Here is a 26,528-nt window from a genome sequence, read left to right as displayed (position 1 = left end):
GCCGGGCACTGGAGCGTGCGGACGTGGTATTCACGCGCGCCCCGCGTCTTACGCGGGTCCCGCTGTCCTCTACGCTTACGCGCGTCCCGCGGTCTTCTGGGTGCGACGGGAGACCGAGTCGATGACCACGGCGGCCAGCAGAACCGCGCCGGTGATCATGTACTGGATGGCGTTGGCCATACCGATCATGTTCAGGCCCTGCTGGATCGACTGGATCACGATCATGCCGAGCAGCGCGGACCAGACCTTGCCGCGGCCTCCGAAGAGGCTGGTGCCGCCGATGACGGCGGCCGCGATGACCAGCATCAGTGTGTTGCCGCCGCCGACGCTCTTGGTGGCGCCGCCGGAGAGACTGGCGATGAAGAGTCCGCCGAAGGCGCCCAGGGTGCCGGACAGGGCGAAGACGGTGATCCGGACCCGGTCGACGTTGATACCGGCACGGCGCGCGGCCTCCGGGTTGCCGCCGACCGCGAAGACCTGGCGGCCGAAGCTGGTGCGCCGGGCCACGAAGTCCGCGACGACCAGGACGGCGAGGAAGAGCACCAGGGCGAGCGGCAGGCCGCGGGCGCCGGAGGGCTCGTTCAGGACGTACGCGACGGCGAAGCAGAGGATCGCGACGATGCCGGTGCGGAGCAGGACCTCGGTGGTGGGACGGGCCGGCAGGCCCGCGGCCCGGCGGCGCCGGCTGTCCATCAGGAGCGACGCGGCGTAGGCGAGGACGGCGACCAGAGCGAGACCGTATCCGGCGGCCTTGTCCTCGAAGAAGTGGTTGGTGAGGTTCTCGACGATGCTGCCGGACGGCGTGTTGATCGAGCCCTCACCGCCCATCAGCCACTCCTGCAGACCGCTCCAGCCGAGGAAGCCGGCCAGGGTGACGACGAAGGCCGGCACCCCGATCTTGGCGAAGAAGAAGCCGTGCAGTGCGCCGAGCGCCATGCCGGAGAGCACCGCGACGAGCACCGCCGACCAGTCGTTCCAGCCGTGGTTGACGTTGAGCACGGCCCAGACGGCCGCGCCGACACCGGCGACCGAGCCGACCGACAGGTCGATCTCGCCGAGCAGCAGCACGAAGACGATGCCGACCGCCATGATGCCGAGGCCGGAGCTGTAGACGGCGATGTTGGCGATGGAGCTGGCGGAGAGGAAATTGCTGTTCTGGAGCTGGAAGACGACCGCGATGACGATCAGGCCGACGAGGACCGGCAGTGAGCCGAGCTCGCCGCCGCGCACCTTGCGGGTGAACTCGGACCAGTAGCCCTTGAAGCCCTCCTCTCGGACGAGCAGGCGCGGGTCCACCGCGGGAGCGGGGGCCGCCGACGGCTCGGCCGCGGGTGTCGCCGCGGCGGGCTTGTCGGTGGCGGTTTCGGGGGTTTTGGCGAGGTCGCTCACTTCGCGTCCTCCTTCGAGGCTGTGCGTGCCTGGCGGCGCGTGACGGCGTTGTCCGTGGCACCGGTGATCGCGGAGATGATCTCCTCGTGGGACGTGGTCGCCACGTCGAAGACTCCGTTGTTGCGGCCCAGCCGCAGCACCGCCACCCTGTCGGCGACGGCGCGCACGTCGGCCATGTTGTGGCTGATGAGGATGACGCCGTGACCGCGCTCGCGCAGCCGCTCGACGAGGTCGAGGACCTGGGCGGTCTGCTCGACGCCGAGGGCGGCGGTCGGCTCGTCGAGGATGACGACCTTGGGGTCACCGATCAGGGCGCGGGCGATGGCCACGACCTGGCGCTGGCCGCCGGAGAGCGAGGCGACCGGGATACGGACGCTGGGGATCCGGATGGACAGCGTGTCCAGCAGTTCCTTGGCGCGCTTCTCCATCGCGATCTCGTCGAGGACGGAGGCCCTGCGCAGTTCGCTGCCGAGGAAGAGGTTGGCGACCACATCGAGGTTGTCGCAGAGGGCCAAGTCCTGGTAGACGGTGGCGACTCCGAGCTCCTGGGCGTCGTTCGGCCGGTTGATCCGGACCGTCCTGCCCTCCCACTCGATGGCGCCTTCGTCGATCGGGTGGACACCCGAAATGGTCTTGACGAGGGTCGACTTGCCGGCGCCGTTGTCGCCGACCAGGGCGACCACTTCGCCGGAACGGATCTCCAGGTCCACATCGGTGAGCGCCTGAACGGCGCCGAACCGCTTGGAGATTCCGCGCAACGCCAGCACGGGCGTAGCGGACACGTGAATCATCTCCTTCGCCGCCTGACCGGCGGGGATGGTACTGCTGAGCACAGGGGCGGAGCCGGTCGCCGGACCACCGGGACGACCGGCGGCTCCGGGGGGATGCCCTCGAAACGCCGTCGCCGGGAGACGACCGCACGCCGAGGACCGGAACCGTGGGAGTCCGGGGTCCGCGAGAAGTCCGGAACCGGTGAGAAGTCCGGCGCCCGCCCCTGCTGCGGGGCATGTGACGGGGCGGGTGCCGGACCGGACCGGGGTGACGCTTGCCGGCGGGTGACTACTTGATGCCGGCGGCGTCGCAGGCCGCCTTGTACTGGGCGGTGCAGATGTCCTCGACCTTGTAGACCTTGTCCGCGACGATCGTGGAGGCGATGTTCTCCTTGGTCACGACCGAGGCGTCGTACAGCTTCGACGGGGTGCCCTTGAACTCGCCCGAGAGGCTGTCGACCTTGACCGGGGCCAGGTCGTCGATCTTCTCGCCCTTGAGCAGCCGGACGGCGATCTCGGCGGTGGTCTCGGCCTCCGGCTTGATCTGCTTGTAGATCGAGAAGGCCTGCTCGCCCGTGATGATGCGCTGCAGACCGGCGAGCTCGGAGTCCTGGCCGCCGACCGGAACCTTCACGCCCTGCTTCTTCAGGGCCGTGATGATGCCGCCGGCCATGCCGTCGTTGGCCGAGTAGACGCCCTGGAAGCCGTCCTTGCCCAGGGAGTCGATGGCCGCGCCCATCTTCTTGTTGGCCTCGTCCGGCGACCAGTCCGGGATGTCCTGCTCATAGACGACCTTCTTGACCTGCTTGTCGAGCACGCTGTGCGCGCCCTTCTTGAAGAAGGGCGCGTTGGGGTCGAGCGGCGAGCCGTTGATCATGACAACGTTGCTCTCCTTGGCCTTGGCGCCCAGCGCCTTGACCAGCGCCTCGCCCTGGAGCTGGCCGATCTTCTCGTTGTCGTACGACACGTAGGCAGAGATGGGACCCTCGGCGAGGCGGTCGTACGCGACGACCTTGACGTCCTTCTTCGCGGCCTGCTGGACCCAGGACTTGGCGGCCTTGTAGTCGACGGTGTCCAGGATGATGACCTTCACGCCCTGGGTGACGAGCGCGTCGAACTGCTTCTTCTGGGTCTCGCTGTCGCCCGCGGCGTTGTTGTACTTGACCTCGCAGTCGGAGCACAGCGCCTTGATCTTCGCCTCCATGATGGGGCGGTCGAACGTCTCGTAACGCGTGGTCTTGTTCTCCGGCAGGAGCAGGCCGATGGTCTTGCTGTCGCCACCGCTGCCGGAGTCCTTGTCGTCGCCGGCCTTGCCACAGGCCGCGAGGGAGACGGCCATGGAGAGTGCGGCCGTGCCTATGACGATGCGTCGCGTCGTTGCGTTCATTACGGGTTGCCTCCCTGACGAGGCCGCGACGTCGCGGCCGAGGTGGCTGGAAGTCAACTCGGCCGCGACGTCAGCGTCAAGGAGTAAATCCTTAACGAGATGACAACGGTGCCATCCGTTATCTAAGTGAAGGCAGGAGTGCCTTCGGCGAGGTACTTTCCAAAAGGGTTGAATCCCCCATCTCGCTGAGCACCAGGGCCAGCGCGCCCAGCACTTCGGCCCGGCCGCCCAGCGCCCCGGGCAGCACCGAGAGCTGCCGGGCGGCGCTCGGAATGGCGTAGCGGGAGACCGAGTCGCGGATCGGCGCGAGCACCAGCTCGCCCGCCTCGGCGAGCGAACCGCCGAGCACCACCCGGCTGGGGTTGAGCAGATTGCAGAGATTGGCCACGCCGCTGCCGATGTGGCGCCCTACGTCCCCGATCACCCGGCGGCAGCCCGGATCGCCCTCGCGGGCCAGCTGGACCACCCGTTCCATGGTGAGATCGGGCCCGTGGCTCGGCTGGAGCAGCGGCAGCACGTACCGGGCGGCCGTGAAGGTCTCCAGGCACCCGCGGTTGCCGCAGCGGCACACCGGGCCCGATTCGTCGAGCGTGATGTGCCCGATCTCACCGGCCGTGCCGCCCGGACCCCGGTAGATGCGCCCGTCGATCACCAGACCTGCGCCGACACCGCTGGCGACCTTGATGTAGGCGAGGTCCTTGACCCCCCGGCCGCTCCCCCACACCAGCTCGCCGAGCGCGCCGAGGTTGGCGTCGTTGTCGACGTACACGGGCACACCGAGCCGGCCCGCGAGCTCCTTGCTGGGGTTGATGCCCGTCCAGCCCGGCAGGATCGACGTGGAGCCCAGCGTGCCGGACTCCACGTCGATCGGGCCGGGAACACCGAGGCCCACCCCGATCACCTTGTCCGCCCTGATTCCGGTCGTCTCGATCAGCCGCCTGACCAGCTGCTCCGCCCGCCCGAACCCCTGCGCGGAGGAGGCGTCGACGTCCACCGGCTCGGCCTCCTCGGCGAGCACCTGGTGGGCGAGGTTGCCGACCGCCACCCGCAGGTGCGTATGGCCGAAGTCGACCCCGATCACAATGCCCGCGTCACCGCTGAGCGAGACGCTGCGGGCCCGGCGGCCGCCTGCCGAGGTGGGGGTGACCTCGACCGTGCCGCCATCCTTCAGTTCACGAACGATATTGGAGACGGTGGCCGCTGACAGGCCGGTGCTCCGTGCGATCTCCGCCTGGGTGAGCGAACCGGCCATGCGTACCGCGCGCACGACCCGCTCAAGGTTGGCGCGATGCAGGGATGTCTGCGACCCCGGGGTCTCCATCGACTCTCTCACTCCTACCGTTTTCTCTAACATGTGAACTCTAAGCTGAGCGTTTTGCGGCACCCCCCGTCAAGACCTTGAGCAAGCGAAGCCCCGGATGAGCGCCGTGCCCGCGCCTGGGGCCGCCTTCGGACACGCATGAACCGCCCGCCGACACATGGCCGACGGGCGGTTCGTGAGTATGGGGAGGGTGCCGGGCCGCTACTTCACCGCGCCCGCGGTGAGCCCGGCGACGACCTGGCGCTGGAAGATGATGTAGGCGGCGAGGACCGGGAGCATCGCCATCACCAGACCGGCGAAGAGGCCGGACCAGTCACCCTTGTACCCCTGGCTGGTGGCCAGTTCGACCAGGCCCTGGGAGAGCACCCGGTTATTCGGTTCCGTGTTGAGGACCGTCGGCAGCATGTACTGGTTCCACTGCCCCAGGAAGTTGAAGATGCCGACGCTGATCAGGCCGGGCTTCGCCATCGGCAGCATCACCTGGAAGAACGTCCGGGTGTGCGAGGCCCCGTCGAGCATCGCCGCTTCCGCCACCGAGGTCGGCAGCGTCCGGAAGAACGAGGTGAGGAAGAAGACGGTGAACGGCAGCGAGTACGCGATGTAGACCATGATCAGTCCGTGCCGCGTGTTCAGCAGGCCCATGTTGTTCATGACGAAGAACAGCGGGACCAGCGCCAGGATGATCGGGAAGCTCATCCCGCCGATGAACAGGTAGTAGATGAAGCGGTTGCCGGGGAAGTCGAACCGCGCCAGTACGTACGCCGCCATCGAGCCGAGCAGCAGGGTGCCGACGAGCGAACAGCCCACCACCACGACGGTGTTGAAGAAGTAGTCGCTCATGTGCGCCTGGCTCCAGGCGCGCGACCAGTTCTCGAAGTGCAGCTTGTCGGGCAGCGCCCACGGCGTCGAAAGGATCGAGTCGTCGGTCTTGAACGACGCCATCACCGCCCACAGCAGCGGCAGGACGACCAGGATCGCCCAGATGATCAGCACACCGTGCGAGAAGACGTTGAGGACCTGGCCCTCGCCGCTCTTCTCCTTCACGGCCGGTGCGGGCGCCTTGGCCACCGGGGCCGGGTCCGCTGCCGGGGCCGCGGGAGGGGTGTCAGTCGTCTTCACGTGTACTCACCTCGTACTGTCGAGCCGGACACGGAGGCCGACCTGTGGTGCCTGCTGGGGGTCCGGGAACCGTCGCCCGGGAATCGCAGCATCAGAACTCCAGCCGATCGCGCCGGCCCAGTCGCATCACGATGGCGGCGAAGGCCATGGTGACGATGAGCAGTCCGACACCGATCGTCGTCGCGTAGCCGGCCTGCCCGTCACGGAAGGCCGTCTGGTACACGTACAGCGGCAGGACCGTGGTCGAGTAGTCGGGGCCACCGGGGCCCACGGTCATGACCTGAACGGCGGTGAACGCCTCCACGCCGAGGGCCAGGATCCCCATGTAGACCCAGCCCGACTGCACCGTGTCCCAGAGCAGCGGAAGGGTGATCCGGAAGAACGTGGTGAAGCGGTTGGCGCCGTCGAGGAGCGCCGCCTCGTAGAAGTCCTTCGGGATGGACGCCATTCCGGCCGAGAACAGCACGACGAAGAATCCGACCGTCGACCAGACCAGCACCGACATGACGCAGACCAGCGCGAGACTCGGGTCGCCCAGCCAGTCCGGCTGAATGGAGCCCAGACCGATCGTCTTCAGTGTCGAATTCAGCATCCCGCTGGTGGGGTTGAACGCGAACTGGAAGAGCAGGGCCACGATGACGATCGAGAGAACCTGCGGGAAGAAATAGGCGATCTTGTAGAAACCCGAGCCGCGCACGCCGGAGACCGCGGCGTTCTTGCGCCGCCGGCCCCCGACATTGAGCATGAAGGCGAAGAAGAGCGCCAGGCCCAGCGTCACCAGCGGCAGCAGCACCACAAGCAACACGCTGTGCTGCAACGACTTCCAGAAGATGTCGTCCTTCAGCATCCTCGTGTAGTTGTCGAACCCGACCATCTTGAAGTCCGGGCTCAGGCCGGTCCAGTCCGTGAACGAGTAGTAGATGGACTGGATGAACGGCCAAATGACGAAGACCGCGTACAACGCGAGTGGGAGTACCAAGAATCCCACGATGAAACGGTACTTGCCATGCTGCATCGTTTACCGACCCCGATCTTTCCGCGGGTGCCGCCGCTGGTGACGGTTGCTCACTGGTGCTTGTAGTGCTTGATGGACTGGTCCTTGGCCGCCGCGTCGGCGAAGGCCTGGATCTTCTTGATGGCTTCCGCCGGGGTCGCGCGGCCGGCCATCATCTCGCCGATACCGGCGACACCGATCTGCTCCTTCTGGAGCTTCACGTACCAGTCCTGCAGGCGCGGGTTCACCACGTTGTCGCCGGCCTTCTTCAGCGAGTCGACGCCGGACTGCATGGCGGTCGACAGGGTCAGACCGTCGGTGCCGCCGTTGAAGGCGCTGAGCGACTTGACCTGCTTGGTGAAATTCTTCGAGGACTCCTCGGAGAGCATGATGCGCAGCTGCTCCATGCCGCCCTCGGGGTTCTTCGCGTTGGCCGGGACGATGAAGGGCTCGCCGCCGGAGGCCCAGATGGTGCCGAACGGCAGCTTGTCGGACGCGTCCAGGCCGGACGGCGGCGCGACCATCATCTTGAAGTCCTTGGGCGTGGTCGGCGCGGCCTCGTTCTCCACCCACGAACCGTTCGGGATGAAGAGCGCCTTGCCCTTGGTCCACTCGGTCTGCGACTGGATGTGGGTCAGACCGGGGGTGCCCTTGAGTATGTACCCCTTCTTGTACAGCTCGTAGTACGCCTCGAACGCCGCCTTGACCGCGGGGTCCTTCCAGGCGTTCGGCTCCAGGTTGTCGATCTTGTCGAGAACCTCCCGGCCACCGATCTTGGCGATGAACGGGTAGAGCGAGAACGGCAGGTAGTACGGGTACTTACCGGCGTACGTCCAGCCCGCGATGCCCTGCTTCTTCGCCTTCGCGCAGAGGGCGAGCATGTCGTCCCAGGTCTCGGGGTACTGCGCGTCGAGCTTCTCGAGCGCGGTCTGCGAGTACCAGACGCCGTACACGGTGTACGCGTAGTACATGATCCAGACCGGGTCGCCGTCGAACTGACCCATCTCCAGGACACCGGGGCGCAGCGTGTCGCGGACCTTCTTGCTCGGGTCGTCGATGGACGGGGCGTCCATCAGCGGCGTCAGGTCGAGCAGCTGCTTCTTGCCGACCAGGACACCCATGTCCATCTGCTCGGCGCCGGAGTTGTCGATCAGGTCCGGCGGGGTGCCGCCGTTGAAACGGGGCTGCAGCTGCGACTGGATCTTCTGGGTCGCGGCGTGCTTGACCTTCGGAGCCTTCGGGAACGCCGCGTTGTACTTCTTCTCCGCGTCGAGCGCGTACTGCTGGCCGAAGCCGCCGTCGAAGATGACCACCTCGAGCGGGGCCGTCTCGTTGACGCCGAGCGGGTTGGTCTTGGAGACCTTGCCCTTCTCGACCTTCTTGTCGCTGCTGCTGTCGCCGCTCGCGCACGCCGACAGGAAGCCCATCGTCGGAACGCTGATCAGGCCGAGTGCGGCCGATCGCTTGATCACATCGCGACGGCCAAGGCCCTCATTCTTGTGGGCGGAGGTGGATCCCATGCTCAAGTCCTCGCCTTCTCCAGGACTCAGGCGGTGTGTACCGGTCGCCCGTCGATATTCGCCTCAGGCGAAGGGCCCCGCCACCGCGGTCAGTTGCGCTTGGGTAGTGCTGATTTCAGGCTAGCCATGTGCAGTGGGGGCACCGGGAGAGCGGGCATCGGATGCACCCGTCGTGCTGTCCTCGGCCCTTCCCCCGTGTCCCCCTTGTCCGCGTCGCCGGAAAAAGCTGTGCGGACGCCGACAGGTATAGTCCACTCACGGTCGACTGAGCAAGATCGAATGCGAGTTTGAGCAGCAGTCTTTCCCGAGTTGAGACCTCGCGGATACATGCCCCCCGCATGCTCCTGATCCAGGTGTAACGATTTCCGCATTACGGTCGATTCGACTTGCGGTTCCCGTCCAACACCCTTGACACATCGCGGCACTTGGCTCCCTACTGGACCTTGCGCATCTCTCTGACAACGTTGTCCAGGTGCACTCCTCGGGAGGAATGGCTCGGCATGCAGCCCCGACACGGTTCCCGCAAGAGACAAAGCCGTACGGCCGCACTGATCGCGGCTTCACTCGTTCTGGTCGTGACCGCCCCCTCCGTGGCCGCCGCACAGTCGGCCGGCACACACGAAAAGAGCCGGAACTCTTCGGGGGACCGGACATTCAACTCGTCCTTCGAAGCGGATGAAAAGCAGCCGGACTGGCGCAACACCGTAGAAGAAGGTCCTGATGGAAAGAAGCGGTCATCGGGTGTCGATGGCGGCTTCTCCGCAGGAATACCGGGCAATGTCACCGACAAGGTGACAGATGTCCGCGCCAGTGGCGAGAACACCGGCGGCGGGGAGGTGAAGGAAAACCTGATCGACGTGGAGTCCGGCACCAAGTGGCTGGCCTTCGAACCCACCGGCTGGGTCGAGTTCGATCTCGACGAACCGGTCAAGGTCGTGACATACGCACTGACTTCGGCCAATGACCACGACGAGCGCGACCCGAAGGACTGGACCCTGCAGGGCTCCGCCGACGGCAAGGACTGGAAGGACCTCGACTCCCGGACGGGTCAGACCTTCACCGAGCGGTTCCAGACGAAGTCGTACGATTTCACATCTGACACGGCATACCGGCACTACCGCCTGCAGATCACGAAGAACAACGGCGCCTCCGACGCCACCCAGCTCGCCGACGTCCAGTTCTCCGACGGCGACACCTCGGTCCCGGCCCCCGACGAGATGCGCAGCCAGGTCGACCGCGGCCTCTCCGGCTCCCCCACCGCGAAGGCGGGCGCGGGCTTCAGCGGGAAGAAGGCCCTGCGGTACGCCGGTACGCACAAGGCGGACGGCCGCGCCTACTCGTACAACAAGGTCTTCGATGTGAACACGGCTGTCACCCGTGACACCTCACTGTCCTATCTGGTCTATCCCCAGATGGGCGAGACCGACCTCTCCTACCCGGCGACGCATGTCGCGGTGGACCTGGCGTTCACGGACGGCACGTATCTGAGCGATCTGCGGGCCACGGACAGCAACGGCGGCCTGCTGACCCCGCAGGGCCAGGCCGATGCCAAGCGGCTGTACGTCAACCAGTGGAACAAGGTCGAGTCGACGATCGGCACGGTCGCGGCGGGCAAGATCGTGGACCGGATCCTGGTGGCGTACGACTCCCCCAAGGGCACGGCGAAGTTCCAGGGCTGGCTCGACGACATCGAGATCGCCCCGAAGGCTCCCGAGAAGCGCCGCGCGCACCTCTCGGACTACGCGTCGACGGTCCGCGGCACCAACTCCAGCGGTGGTTTCTCCCGGGGCAACAACTTCCCTGCCACCGCGGTCCCGAACGGCTTCAACTTCTGGACGCCGGTCACCAACGCCGGATCGACGAGTTGGCTGTACGACTACGCGCGGGGCAACAACGACGACAACCTGCCCACCCTCCAGGCCTTCAGCGCCAGCCATGAGCCGAGCCCCTGGATGGGCGACCGGCAGACCTTCCAGCTGATGCCCTCGGCAGTCAGCGGCACCCCGGACGCCTCCCGCAAGGCGCGTGCGCTGCCGTTCCACCACGAGAACGAGACGGCGAAGCCGCACTACTACGGTGTGACATTCGACAACGGCCTCAAGGCCGAGATGACTCCGTCCGACCACGCGGCCCGGATGCGGTTCACCTACCCCGGTGACGACGCGAGCATCGTCTTCGACAACGTCTCCAACGACGGCGGGCTCACCCTCGCCCCGGAGACCAGCTCCTTCACCGGCTTCTCCGACGTCAGGAGCGGCGGCTCGACCGGCGCCACCCGCCTGTTCGTGTACGGCGTCTTCGACGCCCCGGTCACCGCGAGCGGCAAGCTGTCCGGCGGCGGTGGCGACGACGTCACGGGCTACCTCCGCTTCGACGCCGGCAAGGACCGCACGGTGAACCTGCGGCTGGCCACCTCCCTCATCAGCATCGACCAGGCGAAACAGAACCTCACCGCCGAGATCCCCGCCTCCCGCTCCTTCGGCCGCGTCGAGGACCGGGCGCAGCGGGCCTGGGACGACATCCTGGGCAAGGTGGAGGTCGAGGGTGCCACGGCCGATCAGCTGACCACCCTCTACTCCAGCCTGTACCGGCTGTACCTGTACCCGAACTCGGGCTTCGAGAAGGTCGACGGCAAGGACAAGTACGCCAGCCCCTTCTCCCCGCAGGTCGGCTCCGACACCCCGACGCACACCGGCGCGAAGATCGTCGACGGCAAGGTGTACGTCAACAACGGCTTCTGGGACACCTACCGGACGACGTGGCCGGCGTACTCGCTCCTCACACCGGACAAGGCCGGCGAGATGGTGGACGGCTTCGTCCAGCAGTACAAGGACGGCGGCTGGATCTCCCGCTGGTCCTCCCCCGGCTACTCCGACCTGATGACCGGCACCTCCTCGGACGTCGCGTTCGCGGACGCCTACGTCAAGGGCGTGAAGTTCGACGCGGAGGCGGCGTACGACGCGGCGCTGAAGAACGCCACGGTCGTCCCGCCGTCCTCGGGCGTCGGCCGCAAGGGCATGGTGACGTCCCCGTTCACCGGCTACGCGAACACCTCGACGCACGAGGGCCTGTCCTGGTCGCTGGAGGGTTACCTCAACGACTACGGCATCGCGCAGATGGGCGAGGCTCTCTACAAGAAGACGAAGAAGACCCGGTACAAGGAGGAGTCCGAGTACTTCCTGAACCGCGCCCGCAACTACGTCCAGCTCTTCGACGACAAGGCCGGCTTCTTCCAGGGCAAGGACGCCAAGGGCGACTGGCGGCTCCCCTCGGACCAGTACGACCCCCGGGTCTGGGGCTACGACTACACGGAGACGAACGGCTGGGGCTACGCGTTCACGGCCCCGCAGGACAGCCGCGGTCTGGCGAATCTGTACGGCGGCCGGGACGGCCTGGCCAAGAAGCTCGACACGTACTTCTCCACTCCCGAGACGGCGGGCCCCGAGTTCGTCGGCTCGTACGGCGGTGTCATCCACGAGATGACGGAGGCGCGTGACGTACGGATGGGCCAGTACGGCCACAGCAACCAGGTCGCGCACCACGTCACCTACATGTACGACGCGGCCTCGCAGCCCTGGAAGACGCAGGAGAAGGTCCGCGAGGTCCTGAGCCGGCTCTACACGGGCAGCGACATCGGGCAGGGCTACCACGGCGACGAGGACAACGGCGAGCAGTCGGCCTGGTACCTCTTCTCCTCGCTCGGCTTCTACCCGCTGGTCATGGGCAGTGGCGAGTACGCGATCGGCTCCCCGCTCTTCAAGAAGACGACCGTCCATCTGGAGAACGGCCACGATCTGGTCGTCAGGGCGCCGAAGAACAGCGCGCAGAACATCTATGTGCAGGGCCTGCGGGTCAACGGCAAGAAGTGGACCTCCACTTCGCTGCCGCACGACCTGCTGGCCAAGGGCGGTGTGCTGGACTTCGACATGGGCCCGAAGCCGTCGTCGTGGGGCACCGGCAAGAACGCGGCGCCGACGTCGATCACCACGGACGACAAGGTGGCGTCGCCGCAGGCGGACGTGGTGAAGGGCGACGGCGCCCTGTTCGACAACACGTCGGCCACCTCGGCGAGGGTCGCCACGGTGGACCTGCCGGTCCCCTCGGCCACGGACGCGGTCCGGTACACGCTGACGTCGGACAAGGCGGCCGAGGCCCCGGCCGGCTGGGTCCTCCAGGGCTCCTCGGACGGCACGACGTGGAAGGACCTCGACAAGCGGTCGGCCGAGTCGTTCGCCTGGGACAGGCAGACGAGGGTGTTCTCGGTGAGTGAGCCCGGCTCGTACGCGCACTACCGCCTGGTGTTCGCCGGTGAAGGCACGCTCGCGGAGCTGGAGTTGCTCTCCTGACCCGGTGTTCCACCTGTGTCACGGCCGACGGCCGGTACCCCGGGGCGGGGTACCGGCCGTCGGTCCGCTCAGTCCCGTTCCGGGGCCTCCGGAACGGCCCGGGGGAACAGACTCTCGGGCAATGTCACATTCCACGCCGTGATGACCGGCTTCCCGTGCTCGGTGCCGAGCCGGGAGACGGCGCCCGTGGCGAGCTGGAACAGCGTGCCCTCGGCCGGCGTCAGCCCGAGGTAGCGGGCGGTGAGCACGCGCAGGAAGTGGGAGTGCGCGACGAGCGCGATGTCCTCGCCAGTGTCACGGCTCGCCGCCTCCGCGGCTTCGGCCAGCACCCGGTCGGCGCGGGCACCGACCTCGGCGGGGGTTTCACCGGGGTGCGCCTCGGGGCCGGGGGCGACTCCGTCGGTCCAGAGGTTCCACTCGGGGCGGGTGCGGCGGATCTCGTCGGTGGTCACCCCTTCGTAGCCGCCGTAGTCCCATTCGCGCAGCTCGGGTGTGATGCGGGGTACGGCAAGCCCGGCGAGCTCGGCGGTGCGCCGGGCGCGTACGGCGGGACTGACGAGGGTGAGCGCGATCCGCCGGTCGGCGAGCAGGGGTGCCAGCGCTTGGGCCTGCCGTTCCCCGAAGGCGGTCAGGGGCAGATCGGTGTAGCTCGTGTGCTGCCCGGACCGCGACCACTCCGTCTCGCCGTGCCGGATCAGGATCAGCTCGCCCATGGGTGTCATCCGCTCTCTGTGCCGTTCGTTCCGCGTGGTTCGCAGATCTGTGAACCCGCTGGTCCACCATCGCATTCCGTGCGCCCACGATGAGGTGGACGGTGACCCGTTTCCGGGTACGGCAGCCGCATGATCCGCGACATTCCGTCAAATGCCCCAGCCGACGGACCGGATCCGGCAGGGCCGCGACCGGTCACGCGGCGTGCTGCTCCCGGCGGTTGCCGCCGCGCAGCAGGGCGAGGACTACGGCGCACAGCACGAGGCAGGCCACCGCGAGCCCCAGGAGCACGCTGTGGAAGGCGGAGTCGTAGGCCCGGTGAGGAGCACGGCGATCAGGGCCGGGGCCCGGCCGGGCCTCTTCTGTGCCATGGGCATGGGTGGTGAGGCGGACGACGCGGTCCGTGTGCTCATGGGGACGGACTCCAGGCTCGGCCCGGCCACCGACCGACCAGGTACGATTTTTATCGTACCTCAAGCTGGCACACCCCAAGGTAGGAAGCAAGCCGTACCCAGGATGGGGGCAGCAGCCCGCGTACAGGCCAGGAGAGGAGAGCAGCGATGCCAGACGAGGAAGGCCATCCGGCGCCCGAGGAGATGGACCTGCGCACGGTCCTGAACGCGATCTCCGATCCCCTGCGGTGGGGGATCGTCGTGGCCCTGCTCCATGAGCCGGAAGGCACGGCCCGTACCTGCGCGTCCTTCAACCTGCCGGTCTCCAAATCGACGACCACGCACCACTTCAGGACCCTGCGGGAGGCGGGTCTGGTCCGGCAGGTGGACCGGGGCAACAGCCGCGCGGCCACCCTGCGCAAGGACGAGCTGGACAAGCGTTTCCCGGGGTTGCTGGACCTGATCCGCACCCACTCCTGACTCACGGCCGTCAGGACGTTGTCACACCCGCTTCATTTCGTGGATCCGCCGTCGGCTAGGACTTCACGGATGACGTGCCGGGCGATCGCCGCCATGGCCGGATTCGAGTCCCGGTAGTAACGCAGTTCGCCGAGCGCGGTCGACAGCGCCCAGCCACGCCCTCGCACCCAGGCCGCGTCATCGGCGTTCAGGGCCGTGCGGAAGACTCCGCGCGCATGCGCCGGGAGCAGGTACCACGCCGCGATGAGGTCGACGGCGGCATCACCCAGCCCCATGCAGCCGAAGTCGATGACGGCGCTGAGCCGCCCGTTCGCGAGCAGCAGGTTGCCGGGTTGCAGATCCGCGTGGATCCAGACGGCCGGGCCGGTCGGCGCGGAGGCCCGCAGCGCCGCCTCCCACACAACGAGCGCCGCACCGGTGTCCACGGCCTCGTGCAGATCCGCGAGCGCGGCGCGTGTCGAGGCGTCGCGGGCCGTCAGGGGCTCGCTGCGGAAAGAGGGCGGCCCGTCGGCGGGATCGATCAGGTGCAGCGCGGTGACGAAGTGCGCCAGGTCCGCCGCGAGCGGGCCGGGTTCGGCGGCCTCCCCGACCACCGGGTTCGCGCCGGCGAGCCACCGGAAGACCGACCAGTGCCACGGGTAGCCCTCGGCCGGCGCTCCCTTGCCCAGCGGCACCGGAACAGCGACGGGAAGCGACGGGGCGAGCCGCGGCAGCCAGCGCTGCTCCTTCTCCACATCACCGGCCGCCCCCGCCGTACGGGGAAGCCGCACCACCAGGTCCTCGCCGAGCCGGTACATGGCGTTGGACGTGCCCACGGGGAAGACCGGTTCGACGGGCAGTCCGGCCCAGTCCGGGAACTGCGAGGCGATCAGCCGGTGTACGAGGGACTCATCGATGTCCGGTTCATCGGCATGCATCTTGCCCATGCGCATGAGCACCCTTCAGCAGTGGGGCACCGACCGGCGGTCGGCGGCCGACGGCCATACGAACGCCGGCCCGCACCGTCCGTCAACTCGTTTACCGCGCACGGCCCTCGACGACCGGACGGCGGAAGCCACCTACGGGTGGCGCATTCCCCGATTTCCGGTCCGGTGCGTCCGTGCGCCGCTACATTCCGGCGTATGCCGCTGCCCAAGGATCTCGACCCGTACACCGACGCTCGTTCCTTCTACGGCTCCGAGCTGCGCCGCCTGCGCGAGGCCGCCGGGATGTCCCAGAGCGAGCTGGGTGACAAGGCGTTCTGCTCGGGTACGTACATCGGGCTGTTCGAGATGGCGGAGCGTCGCCCGCAGGAGGACATGTCCCGCACCTTCGACGAACTGCTGGGGAGCGGCAAGCACCTTCAGCGGCTGTGCCGGCTGGCGCGGAAGTCGAAGGTGGCGGGCTACTTCGCGGATGCGGCGGAACTGGAGTAGGCATCGCCTCGGAAGACACGCGAAGGGCCGCACCCCGGGATTCCGGAGTGCGGCCCTTCGGCTCTGCTGCCTGCCTCGCGACTACTTGCGGATCAGGTTGCGGAGCACGTACTGCATGATGCCGCCGTTGCGGTAGTAGTCCGCCTCACCGGGGGTGTCGATGCGGACGACCGCGTCGAACTCCACACCGGTGTCGGTGGACACCTTGACCGTGCGCGGCGTGGTGCCGTTGTTCAGCTCGGTCACGCCGGTGAAGGAGAAGGTCTCCTCGCCGTTCAGGCCGAGGGACTCGGCGGTCGCGCCCTCCGGGAACTGGAGCGGGAGGACGCCCATGCCGATGAGGTTCGAGCGGTGGATGCGCTCGTAGGACTCGGCGATGACGGCCTTGACGCCGAGGAGCGCGGTGCCCTTGGCGGCCCAGTCGCGGGACGAGCCGGAGCCGTACTCCTTGCCCGCCAGGATGACCAGCGGGGTGCCGGCGGCCTGGTAGTTCTGCGAGGCGTCGTAGATGAACGACACCGGCGCGTCGGCCTGGGTGAAGTCGCGGGTGAAGCCACCCTCGGTGCCCGGGGCGATCTGGTTGCGCAGGCGGATGTTGGCGAAGGTGCCGCGGATCATGACCTCGTGGTTGCCTCGGCGCGAGCCGTAGGAGTTGAAGTCACGACGCTCGACGCCGTGCTCCGTGAGGTACTTGCCGGCCGGGGTGTCGGCCTTGATCGCACCGGCCGGGGAGATGTGATCGGTGGTGACCGAGTCGCCCAGCTTGGCGAGCACCCGGGCGCCGGTGATGTCGGCGACCGGGGTCGTCCCCATCGTCATGCCCTCGAAGTACGGGGGCTTGCGCACGTAGGTGGACTGCGGGTCCCACTCGAAGGTGTTGCCGGTCGGGATCGACAGCGCCTGCCACTGGGCGTCGCCCGCGAAGACGTCCTGGTAGGACTTGTTGAACATGTCCTCGCCGATGGAGTTGGCGACGACGTCGTTCACCTCGGCCTCGGACGGCCAGATGTCGGCGAGGTAGACCGGCTTGCCGTCCTGGTCGATGCCCAGGGCGTCCTTGGTGATGTCCACCTTCATCGAACCGGCGATGGCGTACGCGACGACCAGCGGCGGGGACGCCAGGTAGTTCATCTTGACGTCGGGGTTGATCCGGCCCTCGAAGTTACGGTTGCCGGAGAGCACCGAGGTCACGGCCAGGTCGTGCTCGTTGACCGCCTTGGAGACCTCCTCCGGCAGCGGGCCGGAGTTGCCGATGCAGGTGGTGCAGCCGTAGCCGACGAGGTTGAAGCCGACCTTGTCGAGGTACGGGGTCAGGCCCGCCTTGTCGAAGTAGTCGGTGACGACCTTCGAGCCCGGGGCGAGGGTGGTCTTGACCCACGGCTTGCGGGTCAGGCCCTTCTCGACCGCCTTCTTCGCCACGAGCGCCGCGGCGACCATGACGTACGGGTTCGAGGTGTTGGTGCAGGAGGTGATCGCGGCGACGGTGACGGCGCCGTGGTCGATCTCGTACGTCGTGCCGTCGGGGGCGGTGACCGTGGTCGGGTTCGACGGGACGCCGTTGTGGGCGGCCGGGGAGTCGGAGGCCGGGAAGGACTCCTTGCCCGACTCCTCGTCGTCCGAGACGTAGTTGCGCACGTCCTGGGCGAACTGCTCCTTGGCGTTCGCGAGGATGATGCGGTCCTGCGGGCGCTTCGGGCCGGCGATCGACGGGACTACCGTCGACAGGTCCAGCTCCAGCTTCTCGGAGAAGTCCGGCTCGGCGGCCGGGTCGAGCCAGAGGCCCTGCTCCTTGGCGTACGCCTCGACGAGCGCGACCTGCTGCTCGTCACGGCCGGTCAGGCGCAGGTACTTCAGCGTCTCGTCGTCGATCGGGAAGATCGCGGCAGTGGAGCCGAACTCCGGCGACATGTTGCCGATGGTGGCGCGGTTGGCGAGCGAGGTGGCGGCGACGCCCTCACCGTAGAACTCGACGAACTTGCCGACGACACCGTGCTTGCGGAGCATCTCGGTGATGGTCAGCACCAGGTCGGTGGCGGTGGTACCGGCCGGGAGCTCGCCGGTCAGCTTGAAGCCGACGACGCGCGGGATGAGCATGGAGACCGGCTGGCCGAGCATCGCGGCCTCGGCCTCGATGCCGCCGACGCCCCAGCCCAGCACACCGAGGCCGTTGACCATGGTGGTGTGCGAGTCGGTGCCGACGAGGGTGTCGGGGTACGCCTGGCCACCCCGGACCATGACCGTACGGGCCAGGTGCTCGATGTTGACCTGGTGGACGATGCCGGTGCCCGGGGGGACGACCTTGAACTCGTCGAAGGCGGTCTGGCCCCAGCGCAGGAACTGGTAGCGCTCCTTGTTGCGGCCGTACTCCAGCTCGACGTTCTGCGCGAACGCGTCGTTGGTGCCGAACTTGTCGGCGATGACGGAGTGGTCGATGACCAGCTCGGCCGGGGCGAGGGGGTTGATCTTGGCCGGGTCGCCGCCCAGTTCCTTGACGGCCTCACGCATGGTGGCGAGGTCCACGACACACGGCACACCGGTGAAGTCCTGCATGATCACGCGGGCCGGCGTGAACTGGATCTCCTGGCTGGGCTGCGCCTGGGAGTCCCAGCCGCCGAGCGCCCGGATGTGGTCGGCGGTGATGTTCGCGCCGTCCTCGGTGCGGAGCAGGTTCTCCAGCAGCACCTTCAGGCTGTAGGGGAGGCGCGCGGAGCCCTCGACCTTGTCCAGCTTGAAGATCTCGTACGACTCGTCGCCCACGCGCAGCGTGCTGCGGGCGTCGAAGCTGTTCGCCGACACGACAGTCTCCTTCATCAATGTGCGCGTACTCCGCGCCGCGCCTCATTACCGCGGGCGCCGCGTGGTGCCGCCTACGGCCCCTCGACCATCCGCTAAGGTAAGGCTTAGTTAGGTAACCCTTACCGACTGGCGGACTGCGGTGCGCCTTCGGCATATATCTCGATGTCGAGATAACTCTAGTACATCACCGTCGCACGGTCATGCGGGGGCGCCTGTCCTGTGCCATCGATTCCTCATGCCGTTTGTCAAGCGGCGAGGGCCGCTGGGGGCGTGAGCTCGTAGCGGCGTCCGTCCCGCGAGAGGGCCCACAGGACGTTGACCCGGCGGCGGGCGAGGGCGAGCACTGCTTGGGTGTGGCGTTTACCCTCTGCGCGTTTGCGGTCGTAGAAGCGACGGGATTCCTCGCACCGTCGGATGCTGAAGAGCGCGGAGGTGTAGTGGACACGCTGGAGGCGGCGGTTGTAACGAAACCGGGCCTCTATGAGCTTGTTCGCAGCGGACGGCCAGGTGCTGACGTCGGATTCGACGTTGCGCTTCCGCGAGCGGGAGGAAGTCATGCGGGACCTGGTCGCGCACGGCTACGTGGTGGACGATGTTCGCGATGCACCCGACCGCCCAGGAAGAGAGTTCGCCTTCCTGGCACGACGTCCGTGATCGCGTGGACAACGCCGCGAACCACAGCCGGTCCGCCGGCCCTACGACCTGCAGCGACGCATTTCTGAACGGCACACGATCCCCGGTCGCACGGACATCGCGGACTCGATGTCAGGGGGCCTGCCGACCGCTGCGCAGCCGGTACCGCTGGATCTTGCCGTTGGGGGTCCTCGGGAGTTCGGGCAGGAAGGTGACGGCTCGCGGGTATTTGTAGGGCGCGATCGTGTCCTTGACGAAGGTCTGGAGTTCGGTCGCCTTCTCGTCGTCGCTCGGCACCCCTTCGCGCAGGACGACGTACGCCTTGACGATCGCGCCCCGCTCGGCGTGCGGGACTCCGACGACCGCGGTCTCGGCCACATCGGGGTGGGCGAGCAGCGCCTGCTCGACCTCGGGCGCCGCGATATTGTACCCGGAGGAGATGATCATGTCGTCGTTGCGGGCCTGGAACCAGAAGTAGCCGTCGGCGTCGCGTAGGTAGGTGTCGCCTGTGATGTTCCAGCCGTGCTGGACGAAGACCCGCTGCCGGTCGTCGTCGGCGAGGTAGCGGCAGCCGGTGGGTCCCTGGACGGCGAGTCGGCCCGGTGCGCCGTCCGGGAGAGGGTTGCCGTCGAGGTCCATGATCGCGGCGCGGAAGCCCGGGACCACGCGCCCGGTGGCGCCGGGCCGGATGTCCTCGTCAGCGGCAGAGATGAAGATGTGCAGCATCTCGGTGCCGCCGATGCCGTTGATGATGCGGATGCCGGCGGCCCGCTCGAACTCCTCCCACACCGTGACCGGAAGGTGCTCTCCGGCCGACACACAACGCCGTATGCCCTTCAGGGCGTCCTCGCGGCCCGCGGCGAGAATCGCCTTGTACGCGGTGGGGGCGGTGAACAGGACGGTGGCACCGTGCTCGGCGACCGCGTCGGCGAGTTCGCCGGGTGTGGCCCGCTCCAGCAGCAGCGTCGAGGCACCGGCACGCAGCGGGAAGACCACCAGTCCGCCGAGCCCGAAGGTGAAGCCGAGCGGCGGGGTGCCCGTGAACACGTCGTCCGGTGTGGGCCGCAGGACGTGCAGCGAGAAGGTGTCGGCGCTGGCGAGGACGTCGCGGTGGAAGTGCATGGTGGCCTTGGGCCGGCCCGTGGTGCCGGAGGTGGGGCCGAGCAGGACGACGTCGTCGGCGGCGGTGTCGACGGCGGTGAACCCGCCGCTCTTGGTGGCGGCGCGGGGGGTGAGGTCGTCCGGATCGCCGTCGGCGCCGAAGCACAGGACGGGCAGACCGTCGCCCGCCGCCGTGCGCAGGTCGTCCGCGTAACGGTGATCGCACAGGGCGAGGCTGGGGCGGGTCAGCTCGATGAGCGGTGTGAGTTCGCCGGCACGCAGCAGCGGAACGGTGGTCACGACCACCCCGCCCGCCTTGACGACCGCGAGCCAGCATGCCACCACCCAGGGGGTGTTGGGGCCACGCAGCAGGACGCGGTTGAGGTGATCCTGTGGGGCTCGAAAAGTCGTCGCTGCAGGTCACACGGCGTATCGATACTCGTTGATGACGCCGCCGAGGACCCTGGAGACTCTGGCCCCCGCGTCGGCACCCCGGCATGCCCACACGACGAAAACGTCACGGCTTCCTACAGGTTGACGACGATCAGCGTCCCGTCACAGCAACCGAAACGGCGGGGCTGGGCCTGGACCCGGGCGTTGCCCCCGATCGACGGAGGTGACCGCCCGCGGTCACAGTGTTGGCTCGTCCCACTGATCCAGCAGGATGTCACCCATGGCGTCACCGGGCCCGGCTGCGGCGTCGTCCAGGGGCTGTTCGGTCCAGATGACCTTGCCGCGGGCGGTGTGCCGGGTGCCCCAGCGCCGTGCGAAATGGGCGACGAGGAACAGTCCTCGGCCGCCCTCGTCGGTGGTGGCCGCGCGGCGCAGGTGCGGGGAGGTGCTGCTGCCGTCGGAGACTTCGCAGATCAGGCTGTCACGGTCGTACAGCAGGCGGAGCCGGATGGGTTCGATGCCGTAGCGGATGGCGTTGGTGACCAGTTCGCTGAGTATGAGCTCGGCGGTGAAGGCGACCTGGTCCAGCCCCCAGGACTCCAACTGGCGGGCGCAGGCGGCGCGGAGAGGGGCGACGGCAGTGGGTTCGCAGGGCACGTCCCAGTCGGCGACCCGGTCCGGGTCCAGCAGCCGGGTGCGGGCCACCAGCAGGGCGATGTCGTCGCTGGGGCGGGCGGGCAGCAGGGCGTCGAGTACCGCCTGACAGGCCTGCTCCGGGGTCTGGTCGGGGTGCGCCAGGGCCTGTCTCAGGAGTTCGAGGCCGGTGTCGATGTCGCGGTCGCGGTTTTGGATGAGCCCGTCGGTGTACAGGGCCAGCCGGGAGCCCTCGGGCAGGTTCAGTTCGGCGGTCTCGATCGGCAGGCCGGCGCCCAGGCCAAGGGGCGGGGAGACGGGCACGTCGGGGAAGGTGACGGTGCCGTCGGGGTGCACAAGGGCGGGTCCGGGATGGCCGGCCCGGGCGATGCTGCAACGGCCGGAGACCGGGTCGTAGACCGCAAACAGGCAGGTGGCACCGGTGATGCCTTCGCTCTCGCCCTCGGCGGCCTCGTTCTGGTCGATGTGGGCGACCAACTCGTCCAGGTGGCCCAGGAGTTCGTCGGGGGAAAGGTCGAGGGCACAGAAATTGTGGACGACGGTGCGCAGGCGGCCCATGGTGGCGGCCGCATGCAGGCCGTGCCCGACGACATCGCCGACGACCAGGCCGACGCGGGCGCCGGGCAGCGGGATGACGTCGAACCAGTCCCCGCCCACCCCGGCCTGAGCGGGCAGGTAGCGGTGGGCCACGTCCAGGGCCGACTGCTCGGGCAGGCTGTGGGGCAGCAGGCTGCGCTGCAGGGTGACCGCCATGGTGTGCTCGCGGGTGTAGCGGCGGGCGTTGTCGATCGCGACGGCCGCTCGGGCGGCCAGTTCCTCGGCGAAGGACAGATCCTCCTGCGCGAAGGGCTCCTTCTCCGAGCGCCAGAAGTCGACCATCCCCAGCACCACGTCGCGGGCCTGCAACGGTACGGTGATCAGCGAGTGGATACCGAAGTCCAGGACGCGCTGCTGCCGCTCGGGATCCTGCGCCTGCCAGTGCGGCGCCGTGCTCAGATCGGGCTCCAGTACGGCATGACCGCGCTGCAGCCCCTGCGCCTGCGGCATCGTCGGCAGGAACGTGATCCTCTCACCCGCCGGGTACAGCGGATGATCGTCCCGGACGCCGCGCACGGCGATACGGTGCATGGTCAGGCTTGCGCTGTCCGGTTCTTCTCCCCGTCGAACCGCGTCCAGCAACTCGACGGTGACGAAGTCGGCGAACCCGGGAACCGCGACCTCGGCCAGCTCCTCGGCGGTACGCACCACATCCAGCGTGGTGCCGATCCGCACCCCGGCGTCGTAGAGCAGTTGCAGGCGTTCCCGCGCCACCTCGGCCCGGCCCGCCACCGTGCGTAGCTCAGTGGTGTCCCGCAGTGTCGCCACGCCACCGGTCGGCCCCCCATGCGGGGCGGTCGGCCGCAGGTTGACCGCCAGCAGCCTCTCACCCGCCAGGATCACCTCGTCGGTGACCGCTCGGCCCGAAGCCAGCAGTGTGGCAGTACGCGGGGCCAGGCCGAGGTCGGTGACCCGCCGGCCCCGCACGTCCTCGGGCAGGTCCAGCAGTCGGCACGCCTCGTCGTTGGCCAGCAGCAACCGCCCCTCGCCACTGATGACGAGCACGCCTTCCCGAACCGAGTGCAGGACCGCGTCGTGGTGCTCGTACATCCGCGTCATCTCGGCCGGATCCAGACCGTGCGTCTGTCGCCGCAGTCGCCGGCTCACCAACGCTGACCCGCCCATGACCAGTACCAGCCCGCCGGCGGCGGAACCGAACAGCAGCGGCAGCTGTTCCGTCACGTGCTCGTTCACGCTCTTGACCGCGATACCGACGGACACCAGCCCGGCGACCTCACCGTCGGTGTCGAGGACGGGGACCATCGTGTACACCGCTTGGCCGATCCCGGGCGTGTTGTAGGTGCCCTGCTGCACCTTGCCGTGGAGCGCTTCGGCGTAGGAGCCGACGACGTGCTTGCCGATCAGGTCCGGGTCGGGGTGGGTCCAACGGACGCCGGCCGGACTGAAGGCGATGATGTAGTTGAGTCCGGCCTGCTTCCGGATTTCCTCGGCGCGCGGCTGCAGTAGTGCACTGGGGTCGGCGGATTTCATGGCTTCCAGCGTCCCCGGGGCGTGCGCGATGGCTTCGGCGCCGACGAGCGAGCGTCCACGGGCCGTCTGCAGGCTCGCACTCCGGGCCTGCAGTACGAGGGCCGCCACAGCAGCGACGACGAGCAGCATGACGACCAATACCTGCAGGATGAAGACTTGGCCCGCGACGCTGTGCACGCCCAGCACAGAGGGCAGGCGTACCGGCGGCCGATGCGGGGCCTCATGGCCGCCCTCGGGCCGGGCCGGCTGCCCGATTCCTGGACGCCGGGCCTCACGCCGACTCCGCCTACGCCACCTGGCGAAAAGGCGGGAAGACGGCACGGAGGATCGCCAGACCTTCGACCTGTCCATACTTTCCAGTATGGATGCGATTTTTCCGGGGTGAACATCTCGGAACAGGCAGTCAGTCTGCATTCGGCCTGGCCGGAGCTGGTGTAGAGCCGTTCATGCTCGCGTGCGGTGTGGTAGGCGCAGCAGGTGTCGAGGTCGTTGTCGGCGGCGAGAGCGCGGAGACGGAGGACGGCTTCGGCTCCTTCGAGGCCCCAGCGGGCTCCCGTGATGCCGAGACGGTCGCCGAGAATAAATGAGGAGGTGGTGGCAGGTGCCTTCGACGGCGCCGGTGGCGATGGGCCGGCCGGCTTCGAGTGCGGTGTCGTAGTGGAGCTGGTCGAGGTGGCCGGTGAGGTAGCGGTGGCATGCGGTGACGGCCTCGCGGTCTCAGCGAACCCAGTTGCGCGACTGAGTGCGCCGGGAGTGCTGGATGCCAGTGGGGAGAATTACTGGCCGCCTCCGGGGAGAACCGAAGAACCGAATGGCCGTTGACACCCGCTCTACCGCTGCTGAGCCTGAGAACGGTCCCGCCCACTCTTCAGGGATCACGGAAACTGCGCTCCGCACCGAGCATCGGCGGCGTCGGTCGTTCACCCCGGCGGTCCTGCCAGGGCCTTGATGGCCGGGCGGAGCAGGGCGGCGATGCGATCGGCAGAGGCGTCACGAAGCGAGGCCAGGCCGAGGAACTGGTGGCCGATGGTGACGCCCAGCAACGTGGTGACGACCAGTGCGGCGCGCAGTTCGGGATCCTCGGCTGCGGGCAGGGCAGCACCGACGCTGTCGATCTGCCGACCGAGGGCGACGCGGACGTGATCGGCTGCCGCCTGGTCGGTGAGCATGGACCGCATCATCGCGATCAACACCCGCCGCGGCCGCCACGGCGCGAATATGATGCGCTCGTTCTTCCCCGACGACGCCTCGCGTCAGGCATCACTGGGCAGTTACTTCACCACGATCTTCACCCGGCAGTACGTCCACAGCAGCGTGTGCGAGCGCACCGCGGACGCGGCGGCCTTCTGGGTACCGCCGGAGGCGCAGGCGAAGGCCGTTCCCGACGCGGAGACCATCGAGGAACTGCTGAGCATTCTCGGCGACCGGGCCGGGGTGTTCAGGGACACCGTCGAGACGGCCGCCAAGCACACGCCCGAGGAACCGCACTGGTACCTGGCGTTGATCGGCGCCGACCCCGCCGCCCAGGGCCAGGGGCAGGGGGCCTCCCTGCTGCGTTCGGGGCTGGCCAAGGCCGATGCGGCGGGCCTGCCCGCCTACCTGGAGTCCTCCAAGGCCGCCAACCTCCCCTTCTACGAACACTTCGGCTTCACCGTGCGCGAGGAGGTGCGGCTGCCGCAGGACGGGCCGACGCTGTGGGCCATGTGGCGCGAGCCGCGCGGCCCGGTCAACGCGTAGGGCGTGGCGGCGGACCGGTCTGTCACGGCCGGATCCGCCGCCCCATCCCGCCCCGGGTGCCCGCATGTCCGTTGCCGTATCTATGGTTTCGCCATGACAGTCCCCGCGATCATCCCCATCGCCCATGAGCCGGACTACCGGACCGACACCATCGGGCGGTACACGGGCGGACAGTTCCTGGCCTCGGTCACCTACGCGTTCCCGGACGGGTTCACGGTCGACGACGGCTGGGAGGAGCACAAGCGCCTCTATGCCGTCCTCCACCGGTTCGACCACGAGGGCCGGCACATCGACTCGGACATCTGGTGCGCGGGGACATACGCCGAGCAACAGCAACGCCCCCATGGCAACGGCTCCGTCATGGCGCGAGCAGAGTCGCGGATGGCGGCACTCCTCGACGGCCTTCCCGAGCGCGAGTACGGGGACATCGCGATCCGACCGTTCCGGCTCACGGTCGACGGCGTGCTCTTCGGCCTGGTCGTCGAACGCCACGACGACGGGGACGAGAGCGGGGAGGACGAGGACGACTGGGCCGAGCTCTACCCCGACCGCCTCGGCTTCTACGCTCCCTGGGACGGCCAGTACGACACCTGACCGTGCGGGCCCGGACGATGGAGGAACATGAACGACATCAGTGAGTTCAAGGACATCTCCCCGACCACCTTCGCCGATCTCCTGGGGCGCGGACAGGTCATGGACATCGGCATCCGCCCGCTGTGGCCCTCGGTCCCACGCGTCGCAGGCCCGGCGTTCACCGTGCGGTGCCCACCGGGCGACAACCTCATGCTCCACGCGGCCATCCACCGCGCGGAGCCCGGCACCGTCATCGTCGTCGAGTCGGGAGACGTGGACTACGCGCTCGCCGGCGGGAACGTCTGCGCCGTCGCCCGACGCCGGGGAATCGCGGCGTTCGTGACCGACGGGGTGATCCGTGACCTCGCCGAGGTGCGCGAGATGGGATTCCCCGTCTTCGCCAGGGGCGTCATCCCCATCCCGGGAACCAAGAAGGCCGTCGGGCCGCTCAACGACCCTGTGCGGTGCGGCGGTGTGGACGTGAACGCCGGTGACATCGTGGTGGCGGACGAGGAGGGCATCGTGGTCGTTCCCCATGCCCGGCAGGAGCAGGTGCTCCTCGACGCCCGGGTGAAGGCGGCCAAGGAGGCCGACGAATCCCTCGACGCGTGGGAGGCGGCGCACCGCGCCCGCATCGACAGCATCCTGCGCAGCGGCGGCTTCGAGGACTGACCGCCGGAAGGCGACGAACACCGGGACACCGGTCCCC

19 protein-coding genes and 4 pseudogenes are annotated in these 26,528 nt (G+C 68.3%); 7 read left to right on the top strand and 16 right to left on the bottom strand.

What is annotated here, in order from left to right:
- Positions 1-75: 75 nt before the first annotated feature.
- The 7 genes from OG978_RS31310 to ngcE form a co-directional block, all read right to left on the bottom strand.
- The gene (locus OG978_RS31310; RefSeq protein WP_442817771.1) at positions 76-1,389 is read right to left on the bottom strand and encodes a sugar ABC transporter permease; all 1,314 of its coding nucleotides are present in this window, start codon (positions 1,387-1,389) and stop codon (positions 76-78) included.
- Positions 1,386-2,180 carry an ATP-binding cassette domain-containing protein gene (locus OG978_RS31305; RefSeq protein WP_326768407.1) on the bottom strand — a complete coding sequence of 265 codons (795 nt, stop codon included), beginning with the start codon at positions 2,178-2,180 and terminating at the stop codon, positions 1,386-1,388. Before OG978_RS31305 ends, OG978_RS31310 begins: the two co-directional genes overlap by 4 nt.
- A 268-nt stretch (positions 2,181-2,448) precedes the next feature.
- Complete coding sequence (locus OG978_RS31300; RefSeq protein WP_326768406.1) at positions 2,449-3,546, bottom strand: substrate-binding domain-containing protein; 1,098 nt, start codon at positions 3,544-3,546, stop codon at positions 2,449-2,451.
- Positions 3,547-3,664: 118 nt separating this feature from the next.
- Positions 3,665-4,867: an ROK family transcriptional regulator gene (locus OG978_RS31295; RefSeq protein WP_326768405.1), complete on the bottom strand. Its 1,203-nt coding sequence runs from the start codon at positions 4,865-4,867 to the stop codon at positions 3,665-3,667.
- A gap of 201 nt (positions 4,868-5,068) precedes the next feature.
- Positions 5,069-5,986: a carbohydrate ABC transporter permease gene (locus tag OG978_RS31290; protein ID WP_326768404.1), complete on the bottom strand. Its 918-nt coding sequence runs from the start codon at positions 5,984-5,986 to the stop codon at positions 5,069-5,071.
- 91 nt (positions 5,987-6,077) lie between these two features.
- Positions 6,078-7,001: a carbohydrate ABC transporter permease gene (locus OG978_RS31285; RefSeq protein WP_326768403.1), complete on the bottom strand. Its 924-nt coding sequence runs from the start codon at positions 6,999-7,001 to the stop codon at positions 6,078-6,080.
- A gap of 50 nt (positions 7,002-7,051) precedes the next feature.
- On the bottom strand, positions 7,052-8,500 hold the full coding sequence (gene ngcE / locus OG978_RS31280; protein ID WP_326768402.1) for an N-acetylglucosamine/diacetylchitobiose ABC transporter substrate-binding protein: 1,449 nt from the start codon (positions 8,498-8,500) through the stop codon (positions 7,052-7,054).
- Positions 8,501-9,000: 500 nt separating this feature from the next.
- Here ngcE and OG978_RS31275 point away from each other — a divergent pair, with 500 nt between their 5' ends.
- A complete protein-coding gene (locus OG978_RS31275) occupies positions 9,001-12,846 on the top strand; it encodes a GH92 family glycosyl hydrolase (protein WP_326768401.1) in 3,846 nt (1,281 codons plus the stop codon).
- 68 nt (positions 12,847-12,914) lie between these two features.
- Here OG978_RS31275 and OG978_RS31270 read toward each other — a convergent pair whose 3' ends face one another.
- Both OG978_RS31270 and OG978_RS31265 read right to left on the bottom strand, forming a co-directional pair.
- Positions 12,915-13,559, bottom strand: coding sequence for a histidine phosphatase family protein (locus OG978_RS31270; RefSeq protein WP_326768400.1), 645 nt, complete (start codon positions 13,557-13,559; stop codon positions 12,915-12,917).
- A 193-nt stretch (positions 13,560-13,752) separates the two neighbouring features.
- Complete coding sequence (locus OG978_RS31265; protein WP_326768399.1) at positions 13,753-14,034, bottom strand: hypothetical protein; 282 nt, start codon at positions 14,032-14,034, stop codon at positions 13,753-13,755.
- An 83-nt stretch (positions 14,035-14,117) separates the two neighbouring features.
- On the opposite strand from OG978_RS31265, the gene OG978_RS31260 reads away from it, so the two are divergent.
- Positions 14,118-14,429 carry an ArsR/SmtB family transcription factor gene (locus tag OG978_RS31260; protein WP_326768398.1) on the top strand — a complete coding sequence of 104 codons (312 nt, stop codon included), beginning with the start codon at positions 14,118-14,120 and terminating at the stop codon, positions 14,427-14,429.
- Positions 14,430-14,461: 32 nt separating this feature from the next.
- Here OG978_RS31260 and OG978_RS31255 read toward each other — a convergent pair whose 3' ends face one another.
- Positions 14,462-15,355: an aminoglycoside phosphotransferase family protein gene (locus OG978_RS31255; protein WP_442817770.1), complete on the bottom strand. Its 894-nt coding sequence runs from the start codon at positions 15,353-15,355 to the stop codon at positions 14,462-14,464.
- Between the two features lie 195 nt (positions 15,356-15,550).
- Here OG978_RS31255 and OG978_RS31250 point away from each other — a divergent pair, with 195 nt between their 5' ends.
- Positions 15,551-15,844: a helix-turn-helix domain-containing protein gene (locus OG978_RS31250; protein WP_326768396.1), complete on the top strand. Its 294-nt coding sequence runs from the start codon at positions 15,551-15,553 to the stop codon at positions 15,842-15,844.
- An 81-nt stretch (positions 15,845-15,925) separates the two neighbouring features.
- On the opposite strand, the gene acnA is transcribed toward OG978_RS31250, so the two are convergent.
- Positions 15,926-18,640, bottom strand: coding sequence for an aconitate hydratase AcnA (acnA, locus tag OG978_RS31245; protein WP_326768395.1), 2,715 nt, complete (start codon positions 18,638-18,640; stop codon positions 15,926-15,928).
- A gap of 245 nt (positions 18,641-18,885) precedes the next feature.
- Positions 18,886-19,107 (bottom strand): annotated as a pseudogene (locus OG978_RS31240) (IS110 family transposase); the annotation flags it as partial.
- Positions 19,108-19,126: 19 nt separating this feature from the next.
- Between OG978_RS31240 and OG978_RS31235 the strand changes: the two are divergent.
- Positions 19,127-19,294: pseudogene (locus OG978_RS31235) on the top strand (SAM-dependent methyltransferase); the annotation flags it as partial.
- 111 nt (positions 19,295-19,405) lie between these two features.
- Here OG978_RS31235 and OG978_RS31230 read toward each other — a convergent pair.
- The 4 genes and pseudogenes from OG978_RS31230 to OG978_RS31215 form a co-directional block, all read right to left on the bottom strand.
- Positions 19,406-20,755: pseudogene (locus tag OG978_RS31230) on the bottom strand (AMP-binding protein); the annotation flags it as partial.
- A gap of 249 nt (positions 20,756-21,004) precedes the next feature.
- On the bottom strand, positions 21,005-23,638 hold the full coding sequence (locus tag OG978_RS31225; RefSeq protein ID WP_442817855.1) for a SpoIIE family protein phosphatase: 2,634 nt from the start codon (positions 23,636-23,638) through the stop codon (positions 21,005-21,007).
- Positions 23,639-23,907: 269 nt separating this feature from the next.
- Positions 23,908-24,223, bottom strand: a pseudogene (locus OG978_RS48390) (ISKra4 family transposase); the annotation flags it as partial.
- Positions 24,224-24,429: 206 nt separating this feature from the next.
- Positions 24,430-24,678 (bottom strand): TetR/AcrR family transcriptional regulator, encoded by a 249-nt coding sequence (locus tag OG978_RS31215; protein WP_326768393.1) that lies wholly within the window; start codon positions 24,676-24,678, stop codon positions 24,430-24,432.
- On the opposite strand from OG978_RS31215, the gene OG978_RS31210 reads away from it, so the two are divergent.
- The 3 genes from OG978_RS31210 to OG978_RS31200 all read left to right on the top strand — a co-directional run bounded on the left by OG978_RS31210 (position 24,677) and on the right by OG978_RS31200 (position 26,491).
- A complete protein-coding gene (locus tag OG978_RS31210) occupies positions 24,677-25,246 on the top strand; it encodes a GNAT family N-acetyltransferase (RefSeq protein ID WP_326768392.1) in 570 nt (189 codons plus the stop codon). The genes OG978_RS31215 and OG978_RS31210 overlap by 2 nt on opposite strands.
- A 93-nt stretch (positions 25,247-25,339) precedes the next feature.
- Positions 25,340-25,840 (top strand): hypothetical protein, encoded by a 501-nt coding sequence (locus tag OG978_RS31205; protein WP_326768391.1) that lies wholly within the window; start codon positions 25,340-25,342, stop codon positions 25,838-25,840.
- Between the two features lie 27 nt (positions 25,841-25,867).
- A complete protein-coding gene (locus tag OG978_RS31200; protein WP_326768390.1) occupies positions 25,868-26,491 on the top strand; it encodes an RraA family protein in 624 nt (207 codons plus the stop codon).
- The last annotated feature ends 37 nt before the right edge of the window (positions 26,492-26,528 follow it).

Source organism: Streptomyces sp. NBC_01591, from assembly GCF_035918155.1.
GTDB lineage: Bacteria > Actinomycetota > Actinomycetes > Streptomycetales > Streptomycetaceae > Streptomyces.
The sequence above is the reverse complement of the archived record's forward strand: the minus strand, read 5'-3'. Positions and strand labels throughout refer to the sequence as shown.